This is a genomic window from Bacillus salitolerans (assembly GCF_042680805.1).
Taxonomy (GTDB): domain Bacteria; phylum Bacillota; class Bacilli; order Bacillales; family SA4; genus Bacillus_CJ; species Bacillus_CJ salitolerans.
Map to the genome: position 1 here is coordinate 126763 of NZ_JBHUEM010000004.1, position 13114 is coordinate 139876.

10 protein-coding genes are annotated in these 13114 nt (G+C 36.8%); 9 read left to right on the top strand and 1 reads right to left on the bottom strand.

The genetic code is table 11. The annotated features are described in order from the left end of the window. Positions 1 to 208: 208 nt before the first annotated feature. Complete coding sequence (locus ACFSCX_RS05755; RefSeq protein ID WP_377927201.1) at positions 209 to 853, top strand: DUF421 domain-containing protein; 645 nt, start codon at positions 209 to 211, stop codon at positions 851 to 853. Between the two features lie 37 nt (positions 854 to 890). Here the strand turns inward: ACFSCX_RS05755 and spoVB are convergent, their stop codons facing one another. Beyond that, the gene (gene spoVB / locus ACFSCX_RS05760) at positions 891 to 2465 is read right to left on the bottom strand and encodes a stage V sporulation protein B (RefSeq protein ID WP_377927202.1); all 1575 of its coding nucleotides are present in this window, start codon (positions 2463 to 2465) and stop codon (positions 891 to 893) included. A gap of 137 nt (positions 2466 to 2602) precedes the next feature. Here spoVB and ACFSCX_RS05765 point away from each other — a divergent pair, with 137 nt between their 5' ends. From ACFSCX_RS05765 to dtd, 8 genes are all read left to right on the top strand, one after another. Then, complete coding sequence (locus ACFSCX_RS05765) at positions 2603 to 2857, top strand: post-transcriptional regulator (protein WP_377927204.1); 255 nt, start codon at positions 2603 to 2605, stop codon at positions 2855 to 2857. A gap of 210 nt (positions 2858 to 3067) precedes the next feature. After that, positions 3068 to 5326 carry a protein translocase subunit SecDF gene (gene secDF, locus ACFSCX_RS05770; protein WP_377927206.1) on the top strand — a complete coding sequence of 753 codons (2259 nt, stop codon included), beginning with the start codon at positions 3068 to 3070 and terminating at the stop codon, positions 5324 to 5326. Between the two features lie 161 nt (positions 5327 to 5487). Continuing rightward, positions 5488 to 6384 carry a cation diffusion facilitator family transporter gene (locus tag ACFSCX_RS05775; RefSeq protein ID WP_377927207.1) on the top strand — a complete coding sequence of 299 codons (897 nt, stop codon included), beginning with the start codon at positions 5488 to 5490 and terminating at the stop codon, positions 6382 to 6384. A 27-nt stretch (positions 6385 to 6411) separates the two neighbouring features. After that, complete coding sequence (locus ACFSCX_RS05780; RefSeq protein WP_377927208.1) at positions 6412 to 6795, top strand: LapA family protein; 384 nt, start codon at positions 6412 to 6414, stop codon at positions 6793 to 6795. 54 nt (positions 6796 to 6849) lie between these two features. Then, on the top strand, positions 6850 to 9195 hold the full coding sequence (gene recJ, locus ACFSCX_RS05785) for a single-stranded-DNA-specific exonuclease RecJ (protein ID WP_377927209.1): 2346 nt from the start codon (positions 6850 to 6852) through the stop codon (positions 9193 to 9195). A 15-nt stretch (positions 9196 to 9210) separates the two neighbouring features. After that, positions 9211 to 9723 (top strand): adenine phosphoribosyltransferase, encoded by a 513-nt coding sequence (locus tag ACFSCX_RS05790; RefSeq protein ID WP_377927210.1) that lies wholly within the window; start codon positions 9211 to 9213, stop codon positions 9721 to 9723. 205 nt (positions 9724 to 9928) lie between these two features. Beyond that, positions 9929 to 12124, top strand: a complete 2196-nt coding sequence (locus ACFSCX_RS05795) for a RelA/SpoT family protein (RefSeq protein ID WP_377927211.1) — start codon at positions 9929 to 9931, stop codon at positions 12122 to 12124. A 9-nt stretch (positions 12125 to 12133) separates the two neighbouring features. Further along, positions 12134 to 12574: a D-aminoacyl-tRNA deacylase gene (dtd, locus tag ACFSCX_RS05800; RefSeq protein ID WP_377927212.1), complete on the top strand. Its 441-nt coding sequence runs from the start codon at positions 12134 to 12136 to the stop codon at positions 12572 to 12574. The last annotated feature ends 540 nt before the right edge of the window (positions 12575 to 13114 follow it).

Here is a 13114-nt window from a genome sequence, read left to right on the forward strand (position 1 = left end):
AATTGAATATATCCAAAAAAAATAGACTTTTATCCAGAGAAACTATCTTCAGCAGAAAAGCTACCAATATTAATTCAGCTACAAGAATTACAAGGTACATCAGTCTATTCGGCTTATTTTGGATGATTGGAAAATCCTTCGTCTTATGTTTTACTCATGCTTGCTTAAAATAGACAATAATGATGTGTGTGTAAAAGGAGGATTATAAATGGAGTATGTTACCATTATTGCTCGTACTCTGTTTTTATATTTCTTAATTGTTTTCATCTTCAGGTTAATGGGCAAGAGAGAGGTTGGGGAACTTAGTATACTAGATCTAGTCGTGTTTATTATGATAGCGGAAACAGCGGTGATGGGAATTGAGAATGCCGAGCAGCCTTTGCTTTACACAATGGTCCCAATGCTAATACTGATGGGAGTTCAAATATTAATGGCAACTCTTTCGTTAAAAAGTAAAAAACTGCGAGAGATTCTCGATGGTAAACCATCAATCCTAATTAAAAATGGGAAAATAAATGAACGAGAAATGAAAAAGCAACGTTATAATTTTGATGATTTATTAACACAATTACGCGACAAAAACGTGAACAATGTAGCTGATGTCGAATTTGCGGTATTAGAACCATCAGGAAAACTTTCCGTTTTTGAAAAAGATCATGTAAAACAAAGTACGCTTCATTTACCCTTGATTGTCGATGGTATCGTACAAGAAAAACATCTCCAATTGTTAAATAAAACAAATCTATGGCTTAGGCAGCAACTTAGACAATTGGGCTATCGAAGTATAAAAGATATTTCATTTTGTAGCTATGACCATGGTATGTTTTATATTGATCTAAAAGATAAAAAATAAGTAACCCTTCAAACGAATTGAGAGGTTACTTATTTTTTTACGCAAACATCCACTTTGCAATATGCTTACCAACAATAGGCACTTTTTTCATCTCATCCTTTTTCACTAGCTGGAATACGATTAACAGAACGATATACGTAATGGTTGTAAGGGTGATCGCAATGATGGATCGAATAACTAATGGCTGTGAAACTGGCATGAAAGAAAATGCAAAATGACCAGCCATACCTGCTAGAATCATCGTTACAAAGCTTTTGATATATTCTTTTACATAAATGGAGTAAGAAATAACTTTAATAACCGTCGAAAAATGTAGGAGTGTTACGAGCATAATTCCAACCACAATTCCTAATGCTGCTCCCATAATTCCAAGCTCGGGCCTTGTTGCTAAAGCAAAAATAACACCAATTTTTACGATGGCACCGATTAAACTATTCACCATCGCAGCTTTTGCTAAATCTAGAGCTTGCAATGCTGCTTGCAGAGGTCCTTGAAAATAATAAAAAACAAAAAATGGAGCCATGACTTTTACGAAAATTGCACCTGTAGCCGATCCATACATCAATTGCATGATTGGTTCAGCAAATACATATAAAACAACGACAGCTAATCCTCCTGAAACAAAGGACAAACGAAGAGCCTGTTGAAGACGATGCTCTATTAATAGTGTCTTTTTCTGAGCTGCTGCTTCACTAATAGCAGGAACAAGTGAAACAGATAAAGAATACGTAATAAATGATGGTAAGAAAAGTAAGGGCAGAGCATAGCCAGTAAGTTCACCATACTGTTTGGTAGCAAGGGCAGTGGTCACTCCGGCAATAGCTAGACTTTGGGCAACAACAATCGGCTCAAAAAAATAGGCCAAAGAGCCTATTAGTCGGCTTCCAGTGGTAGGTAGGGCAATCGACATTAAACTCTTGAACGTTTCTTTTCCATGAGAAACAGATTGAAAAAAGTTTTTTCTTACTTGTACACGCTTCTTCATCCTAAACATCATGATCATATAAAGTAAAGAGACGAGTTCCCCAATTACGACAGAAATCATTGCACCTGCAGCAGCAAACTCAACACCATAAGGTAGGAAGGCACTTGTTAATAGGGCAACAAGTGAAATGCGCACAATTTGCTCGATCACCTGTGAATAGGCTGCCGGTCTCATGTTTTGACGGCCCTGGAAATATCCACGAAGTACAGAGGATAAAGCAACGATAGGTACAATTGGTGAAATGGCAATGAGTGGATAATACGTTCGAGCATCAGTTAACAAGGTTTCGGATAATATAGGGGCGAGTATAATCATACCACTTGTGAAAATGATACTTAATATACCTGTTGTTGCTAAGGAAACAACTAATATTTTCTTTATTCTTTTTCGATCACCTAGTGCTTCCGCTTCAGCAACCAGCTTTGAAATCGCAATTGGAAGACCTAATTGAGTAAGGGTAATAGTAAGTAAAAGTGTTGGGACTGCCATCATATAGAGCCCCACACCTTCTTCTCCCATAATTCTAGCAACAACAATTCTGTTGACAAAACCAAGTACTCTTGTAATTAAACCAGCGAGGATTAAGATGAGAGTTCCTTGTAAAAATGTTTGCTTTGATTTAGACATGCTAATGACCCTACCTTCTCAAACATAGTGAATTCATATACAATATCTATATGCATACAAGTGGGCCAAGCATGACAGAAAGTAAGGCTTTAAATAAAGCTGATTTATAAAATGAGAAAATAAAGGTGGATGGACTTGTGAATTGGGATGAGTTGAAAATTCATGTGGAACCAGCAATCGTTAGTAAGCTTGAGGAATTCAAAATATTAGGATACGACAAAGTTAATGAAGAGGACATTTGGAATTGTTTAAGAAAAAAGAAGTGGAAGAAAGATGAAGAACCGAAGCCTCTACGTGAGGTGGTAAATGATATTTTATCTTTATCAATTAGTGATTATATGAGCTTTATAACAGTCGAAGCCTATAAGGGTCCAAGCTTTTTTTCCTCTTAAGGGGTTGGCGATGGAGTCATAAATGTGGAAGAAAATTGACATAATATAGTGATTCTTTCATAATGAGAGTATTGTAAGTAGCGATTTCGGCATAATGATAGTTCGGTGTAATGATTGAAGGAAAAAAAGATATTACATAATCCTTATTACTAACCGTGACAGCTACCCATCGCTTAAGATTAAGCAATCGTATAAGGAGGATTATTTTACATGGTAAGAAAAGGCCGTATCATCATATTCTTTTTGTTGGTCTTGCTATTAGGTGGTCTTATTGGCACCACAACCAATAATGTAACGAACAACATTAAATTAGGACTTGATTTACAAGGTGGCTTCGAAGTTCTTTATAAGGTGAATCCTGTTAATGGTGAAAAAATTAATAACGATATCTTACTTAGCACTGTTAAAGCCCTTGAGAAGCGAGTTAACGTATTAGGAGTTAGTGAACCAAATATTCAAATAGAAGGTGAAGATCGTATCCGTGTTCAGCTTGCTGGCGTGGAGGATCAAAATAAAGCACGTGAACTTTTATCTACAGAAGCAAAGTTAACGTTCCGTGATACAAATGATGTTGAATTAATGTCGGGTGCGGATTTAGTAGAAGGAGGGGCATCGCAATCATTTGATCAAAATAATCAACCAAACGTTGCCCTAACGTTAAAAAGTGCCCAGCAATTCGCTAAAGTCACCCAAAGTATTCTAGATCAATATCCTAACAACTTGTTAGTAATCTGGTTAGATTATGAAGAGGGGGACTCCTATGCAGCAGAAGCGGGGAAGCCTGACCCAAAATTTTTATCAGCTGCAACTGTTGGACAAGTGTTTAATACAACAACTGTCACGATCACTGGTAAATTCACAGTAGAAGAAGCTAAAGAGTTAGCAGATTTACTAAACGCTGGATCACTTCCAGTTGAGTTAGAAGAGCTATATTCAACGTCTGTAGGAGCCCAATTTGGTGAAACGGCTCTTCAGAAAACCATATTTGCAGGTATTATTGGAATCTTAGCGGTTTTTGTGTTCATGTTAATATTCTACCGCTTTCCAGGGTTTATTTCGATCATTACACTTAGTGTCTATATTTTCCTTGTTCTACTTGTGTTTGATTGGATGAATGCAGTATTAACATTGCCAGGTATTGCTGCCTTAATTTTAGGGGTAGGGATGGCTGTAGATGCCAATATTATTACGTTTGAGCGAATTAAAGAGGAATTAAAAACAGGTAAATCAGTTATGTCTGCATTCCGTTCAGGTAATAGACGTTCGCTCTCTACCATCCTCGATGCAAATATTACGACCTTATTAGCGGCTGGAGTTCTATTCTTTTACGGGAATAGCTCTGTTCAAGGATTCGCTACGATGTTAATTGTGAGCATCCTATTAAGTTTCCTAACTGCTATCTACCTAAGCCGATTGTTATTAGGACTTTGGGTAAATAGCCGTATCTTTAATAAAAAACCTGCCTATTTTGGTGTGAAGGAATCTGACATTCAAGATATCGAAACGGGTGAAACAGATATTCATATTCCAACGAGATTTGATAAATATGATTTTGTAAAACACCGTAAAAAGTTCTTCTTATTCTCTATTGCATTTGCACTTGTTGGTGTCGTGCTACTATCTACCCTTAAATTAAATCTTGGTATCGACTTCTCAAGTGGGACACGTGTTGAAGTACTTGGACAAAGTGCATTAACAAAAGAAGAAATTCAATCTGAAATAGAAGCACTAAACCTTAGTCTTGAGATAAAGGATGTTAATATTTCAGGAAATAACAATGAAATTGGTGTAGCTAGATTTATTGGTGTACTAACACAGGATGAAATAGCCCAATTGAAAGAGCATTTTGTAGGGAAATATGGCTCGGAGCCAAATGTTAGTACGGTTACACCAACTGTAGGGAAACAACTTGCAAAGAATGCATTTATTTCTGTTTTAATTGCTTCGATAGGGATTATTATTTATGTCACGATCCGTTTTGAGATTCATATGGCAATTGCAGCAATCGTCGCATTATTACATGACGCATTCTTTATAATAGCCCTCTTCAGTATAGTTAGATTAGAGGTTGATTTAACCTTCATTGCTGCCGTATTAACGATTGTCGGTTATTCCATTAATGACACAATTGTTACGTTTGACAGAATTCGTGAAATTATGACAATTAGAGGTAAGAAGATTAAGACATTTGATGATCTAGCAGCTGTTGTAAATGATAGTCTTCGTCAAACCCTTGGTCGTTCTGTAAGCACTGTTATAACGGTTGTCATTGTAACCATTGGTTTATATGTATTCGGCGCAGAATCTATTCGTAACTTCTCACTAGCACTACTATTAGGTTTAATCGCTGGAACATACTCTTCATTATTTATTGCTTCCCAGCTTTGGTTAGTATGGAAGAGTAAAACTTTAGGTAAAAAACGTCCTACAAAAGAGGATGACGACTTAGAGCCCGAAGCTCTTGTATAAAAGGAAAACTCGTGAACAAACTTTGTTCACGAGTTTTTTTTACCCAGTCGAATACGAAATCTATCGCTAGCGATAAGCAAAAAAGAAATGCAGATTTCCTCAAACTTTTATACTTTTAGGATACAATAAACTATATCTTTAAATGTTTAGGATGTGAAAAAATGGCAGATAACAAAGACCGCTTTAAGCAAGCTGAATTCGCTGCAATGGTTGGAGTAATAGGTAATATACTATTGGCGTTATTAAAAGGGATTATTGGAACGATCAGTAATAGTAAAGCCCTTATTGCAGATGCTGTTCATTCAGCTTCAGATGTGGTAGGTTCCCTTGCAGTATACATAGGACTTAGAGTTGCGAAACAACCACCTGATGAAGATCATCCGTATGGCCATGGAAAAGCAGAATCCATTTCAGCAATCATAGTAGCTGTATTATTATTCCTAGTAGGCCTTGAAATTGGAAAGTCATCTTTCGAGTCCTTTTTCCATCCAATAGAAGCTCCCAAGATGTTAGCTATTTATGCAGTCGTATTCTCGATTATTGTAAAAGAATGGATGTTTAGATATAAATTTAAATTGGGTAAACGAATTAATAGTGATGCTATTATTGTCAACGCATACGAACATCGTTCCGATGTATTTTCTTCAATTGCAGCATTAATTGGAATAGCTGGATCTATTATCGGGGACCGTGTTGGAATAGACTGGCTAATATATGGAGATCCGGTAGCGGGTATTGTTGTTTCGATTATGGTTATTAGAATGGCATGGAAGCTAGGCTCGGAATCGATCCATAATACACTTGACCATGTTTTACATGACGAAGATACAATAGAGATGAGAGAGCTCGTAATGAAGGTAGATGGAGTAAAAAAATTGGATGCGTTCCATGCTAGGGAGCATGGTCACTATGTGATTGTTGATTTAAAGCTATCAGTGGATCCATACATCACAGTTGAAGAAGGGCATCGGATCGGGAAAAACGTAAAAGAAGAACTATTAAAGCAAGGACTTGTAAAGGATGTTATGGTTCATATTAATCCGTATAGCGAAGACTAGCATCCTCACCAAGAGAGGGGAATAAGAATGAAAAATCAATGGATCTTAATTGTAGCGTTATTATTTGCTTTAATTGTTGCAGTGTTTGCCGTAGTAAATGTAAACCCTGTTCGAGTAGATTATGTGTTTGGAGTCTCTGAATGGCCACTAATCCTGGTTATACTAGGATCAGCTGTATTAGGGGCTTTTGCGGTTGGGGCAGCGGGGATCTTTCGATTAATTATGTTACAAAAGAACATAAAGCAACTCCAAAAAGAAAATGAGCAGTTACGGAAAAAGGTAAATGAACACGTTGAAAATGAACAATTAAGAAAACAAAATTATGAGAGAGATATTGAAAGAAACCGTCATGTAATAGAAGTTGATGAACAGCAACTTACCGAGGATGAAAATCTTGCTAATCGTGAGTAATCGTTGTCACCCCCTGGCCACTCCTGTATAATGATTGGGTCAAGGGGTGATTTCATGCTTGCATCAAAAACAAGATGGATTGAGAAACAGTGGAATAAAGAAAATGCAGAAATATTAGCGAAAACCCTCTCTTTATCTCCCATTCTAGCTGATTTACTAGTAAGCAGAGGGATTACTACATCAGAGGAAGCAACGAAATTTTTAAATATAGACGAAAATGACTGGCATGATCCATTTTTGCTACATGATATGGATAGAACAGTAGAGAGAATAAAGGTAGCTATTGAAGAAGGTCAGAAAATCTTAGTGTTTGGCGATTATGATGCGGATGGGGTAAGCAGTACGACCGTTTTGATACGAGCACTAAGAGAAGTAGGTGCAAATGCTAGCTTTTACATACCAAACCGATTTACTGAAGGCTATGGCCCAAACAACGAAGCGTTTCAGTGGGCAAAGAATGAAGGATACGATTTAATCATTACGGTTGATACCGGAATTTCTGCCTTAAGAGAGGCAAGCTTTGCGAAAGATCTTAAAATAGATCTTATTATTACTGACCATCATGAACCAGGTCCAGAATTACCTGATGCATATGCCATTATTCATCCAAAAAAGCCAGGGTCTTCCTATCCTTTTGAAGAGCTTGCAGGTGTAGGAGTAGCCCTAAAAGTAGCCCATGCTCTTTTAGGGAAATGTCCAGATGAATATGTTGGATTTGCGGCTATTGGAACTATCGCAGATTTGGTTCCACTACATGACGAGAATAGATTAATTGCGAGTAAAGGAATTCAAGCGTTACGAAATTCAGTAAATCCCGGGCTTAAAGCATTACTAAATGTATGTGGCATTTCGCAAAAAGATATTACAGAAGAAACAATTGGTTTTTCAATAGGACCAAGAATAAACGCTGCAGGAAGGTTAGACTCTGCAGATCCTGCCGTTGACCTTTTTCTCACGGAAGACGAAAATGTGGCGATGGAAATTGCCAATACGATAAATGCATTAAATAAGGAAAGACAAAAAATTGTAAATGAAATGACAGAAGAGGCTATCAAAATGGTAGACGAACAATACCCATTAGAGGAGAATCCAGTTCTAATCATTGGGAAGGAAGGCTGGAATGCTGGAGTCATTGGGATTGTTGCTTCAAGGCTCGTCGAAAAGTTCTACAGGCCAACAATCGTACTAAGTCTGGATAGTGAGAAGCAGGAAGCAAAGGGATCAGCTAGAAGTATTGAAGGCTTTGATTTGTTTGAAAATTTATCTACGTGCCGGGATATTTTGCCACACTTTGGTGGTCACACAATGGCAGCGGGGATGACTATTAGTTATCAGTATATAGAGGAGTTAAGGGAAAGATTGATCAGATTAGCAGGTGAATGCTTAACACCTGAGGATTATACACCTATCACAAAGATTGATGTTGAATGTGAGCTGGAGGATATATCGATTGATACAATTGAACAATTACAATCTTTGTCACCGTTTGGTGTTGGTAATCCAAAGCCAAAGTTTGCAATTTCAGAAGCATCTATCCAACAAATGAAAAAAATTGGACAGGATCAATCTCATTTGAAGCTAATGCTAGAAAAATCCGGCGTTTTATTAGATGGTATTGCATTTGGACATGGTCACGTTACACAACATATATCACCATTATCTTCTATATCCGTTATTGGTGATTTATCTATAAACGAATGGAACAATCATCGAAAGCCACAAATCATGATAGAAGATATTTGTGTAAAAGAATGGCAATTGTTTGATTTCCGTGGCAATAAAATGGTTAAAAAACAGATTGAATCAATTCTACAGGATTTCCACAAAATAATGATATTCAATGAAGACTCTATAAAAGAATTGCATCTGCAGGATTTGGAGGAATCTATTTGGTTAATAAGGGATGAAAAGGATATAGATACCTTTCTTTCTACTCCGGATTATGTTGTATTTGCAGATATGCCACCATCACTTTCCTTGATAGAAGCTATCGTGAAAAAATTGAATCCTAAAAGGATCTATGCGTTCTTTAATCAGAGCGAAACACACTTTTTCAATACAATTCCTACTCGAGAGCATTTTAAATGGTTCTATGCATTTCTAGCAAAGAATAAAGAGTTCGACATGAAGTCTTCAGCTGAACGATTAGCCAAGCAACGCGGCTGGTCAAAAGAATCAATTCAGTTCATGTCAAAGGTGTTTTTTGAATTAGAATTTGTTACAATAAACAATGGAATAATTTCTCTAACTAATCAACCGAAAAAGCGGGATTTAACAGACTCTCGAACATATCAACAAAAACAAGAACAAATTGAGATAGAGGATGTATTAATGTATTCTTCTTATTCCCAATTAAAAGATTGGTTTGATCATGTTTATAAAGGTTTGGTAACCGTATAGGAGGCAATTAAAGTAATGGATTACAAAAAGTATGTCACAGTCGTTCCAAACTGGCCAAAAGAAGGGATTCAGTTTAAGGACATAACAACCTTAATGGACAATGGGAAGGCTTATAAAAATGCAACCGATGAAATTGTCCAATTTGCAAAAGAAAAACAAATCGATCTAGTAGTTGGACCAGAAGCTAGAGGATTTATCATAGGATGCCCAGTTGCCTATGCGCTTGAGGTTGGGTTTGCACCAGTTCGTAAAGAAGGTAAACTTCCTCGCGAAGTAATTAAAGTAGACTACGGCTTAGAATACGGAAAAGATGTATTAACCATGCACAAAGATGCTATAAAGCCAGGTCAACGTGTTCTCATTACTGATGACCTACTCGCAACAGGCGGAACGATTGAAGCAACGATTAAGCTTGTTGAAGAGCTAGGTGGTATCGTTGCTGGTATCGCATTTTTAATTGAGCTGACGTATTTGGAAGGACGTACAAAGCTTCAAGGATATGATGTACTTACATTAATGAAATATTAATTCGCATGATTAGAAAGAGTGTCTCGTTAAGACACTCTTTCTTTTTAAATGGTATATCTTTCGTTATCACACATTTTTACCTATTAACCTTTACATCTTCTTCGTTTTTCAAGATAATAGGTACAATAATAATTTTAAAGTAATAGCTGTCTTCAAAAATACTTTAATTTTTCTATTTAAATGACAAATAATTAGGTGATTTTTCATGGCAAATGAACAAGTACTAACAGCCGAACAAGTCATTGAAAAGGCTGCATTATATTTATCTGAAATGGACGTGCTGCTCGTTAAGCATGCTTACGACTTTGCAAAAACAGCACACGAAGAGCAATATAGAAAATCTGGTGAACCCTATATTATTCATCCCGTTCAAGTGGCAGGTATACTTGTCGATTTAGAGATGGATCCTGTAACGATTTCCGCAGGATTCTTGCATGATGTAGTAGAGGACACGAGTGTTACCTTGCAGGAGCTTGAGACTGAGTTTAATAAAGAAATAGCTATGCTTGTTGATGGAGTCACAAAGTTAGGGAAAATTAAATATAAATCTCAAGAAGAACAACAAGCAGAAAATCACCGAAAAATGTTTGTAGCAATGGCACAGGATATTCGTGTTATTTTAATCAAACTAGCAGACAGGCTCCATAATATGCGTACACTAAAGCATCTTCCACAGGAAAAGCAAAGACGTATTTCTAACGAAACATTAGAAATATTTGCTCCGCTTGCACATCGACTAGGGATTTCAAAGATTAAATGGGAGCTAGAAGATACGTCCTTGAGATATTTAAATCCACAGCAATATTACCGGATTGTAAATCTTATGAAAAAGAAACGAGCAGAGCGTGAAGAATATTTAGCAGAGGTTATGAATGAGGTTCGCGAAAAATTAAAAGAAGTTTCTATTACTGCTGAGATATCAGGTAGACCGAAGCACATCTATAGCATATATCGAAAAATGGCGATTCAAAACAAGCAATTTAATGAAATTTACGATTTACTTGCTGTCCGTATTGTTGTCAGTAGCATTAAAGATTGTTATGCAATACTGGGAATCATTCATACATGCTGGAAGCCAATGCCAGGGAGATTCAAAGATTATATTGCTATGCCAAAAGCAAATATGTACCAATCTCTTCATACCACAGTGATTGGACCCCAAGGTGATCCGTTAGAAGTACAGATTAGAACGCGAGAAATGCACCAAGTGGCCGAATATGGGATTGCAGCACACTGGGCTTACAAAGAAGGTAAACCTTTACATGAAGGTGAAACATTCGAGAAAAAACTAACATGGTTCCGTGAAATACTTGAATGGCAAAATGATGCTAGTAATGCAGAGGAATTTATGGAATCGTTAAAGATTGACTTGTTCTCAGATATGGTGTTCGTTTTTACACCAAAAGGAGATGTTTACGAGTTACCATCTGGTTCAGTGCCAATAGATTTTGCCTATCGAATTCATTCTGAAATTGGTAATAAAACGATCGGTGCAAAAGTAAATGGTAAAATGGTGACCTTAGATTATAAATTAAAAACAGGGGATATCGTCGAAATTTTAACCTCCAAGCACTCGTATGGGCCGAGTCAGGATTGGCTAAAGCTAGCTCAAACCTCTCAAGCCAAGAATAAAATCAGGCAATTCTTTAAGAAGCAACGCCGTGATGAGAATGTGATAAAAGGAAAAGAATTAGTAGAGAAAGAAATTAGGGCATTAGATTTAGATCCAAAAGAAGTGTTAGTGAACGAAAATGTAAAAAGAGTTGCTGACAAGTTCAATTTTTCAAATGAAGAGGATATGTATGCTGCAGTAGGCTATAACGGAATTACTGCTGCACAAATTGCTACTAGACTAACAGACAAATGGCGAAAAAAGAAAGATCTTGAACTAGAGAATTCCATTGTGGATGCAGTCCAAGAGATGAAGAAATTCACGATAACTAAAAAGAAAGATAGTGGTGTCCGAGTAGAAGGAATTGATAACCTTCTCGTTCGTCTCTCTAAATGCTGTAATCCTGTTCCAGGAGATGACATTGTTGGCTTTATTACGAAAGGTCGAGGAGTATCTGTACATCGAACAGATTGTCCAAATGTTCATACTGAGGAAGCGAAAGAACGTCTTCTTTTAGTGGAATGGGAAGGAAATGCAAAAGAAGGAAAAGAATACAACGTCGAAATAGAAATATCGGGCTTTGACCGAAGAGGATTGTTAAACGAGGTATTACAAGCTGTCAATGAAACAAAAACAAATATCACAGCTGTTTCAGGACGCTCTGATCGAAATAAAATGGCAACGATCTCTATGGCAATATCCATTCATAATATTAATCATCTTCAAAAGGTAGTGGATCGCATTAAGCAAATTCCTGATATTTACGCAGTCCGAAGAATGATGCATTAGGGTGAGAATATGAGAGTAATTGTTCAAAGAGCAAGAGAAGCGAGTGTTACGGTTAATAAAGAAATTGTAGGAAAAATATCTAAAGGTTTGATGTTATTAGTTGGTATTACGCACGAGGATACAGAAGCTGATGCAAAATATGTTGCTGAAAAGATAACGAATTTACGAATCTTTGAAGATGAGAATGAAAAGATGAACCTCTCTTTACTAGATGTAAATGGAGAAGTATTATCGGTTTCCCAATTTACCCTTTATGGCGACTGTCGAAAAGGTCGCAGGCCTAATTTTATGGACGCGGCAAAGCCTGAGCATGCTGTAAATATCTATGAGTCGTTTAATCATGAACTGCGAAAGCTTGGTATACACGTTGAAACGGGTGCTTTTGGTGAGATGATGGACGTACAATTTGTCAATGAAGGTCCTGTTACACTAATTGTGGAAAGTAAATAGCTAAAAAAAGAAGCCTTCTTTAAAAAGAGGCTCAGCTTGTGGAGAAAAGGTATATTTTCTCTACAAGCTTTTTAATTTTGGGGAAAGTTAACCCCCTGTTTTAAGACTTTATTATCGGAAAATCAGATCGCTGCTACACATCCTAACCAAGTTTGGAAGGTATGTATCGATCACTTCAAAATGTCGATTAAATCCTGCTATTCGACTTTTTACATCGCAAACCACTTCAAAATGTCGATTAAATCCTGTTATTCAACTTTTCACATCGCAAACCACTTCAAAATGTCGATTAAATCCTGCTATTCGACTTTTTACATCGCAAACCACTTCAAAATGTCGATTAAATCCTGTTATTCAACTTTTCACATCGCAAACCACTTCAAAATGTCGATTAAATCCTGTTTTTCGACTTTTCACATCGCAAACCACTTCGAAACGGGTTGGCCCCCTTATTTAGGACACTTACTTTAAATATCTCTTTTTATCTTAGTTTTTCATTTTTTCTTATAAAGAGGAAATTGCCCCCACTATTTTACTCTA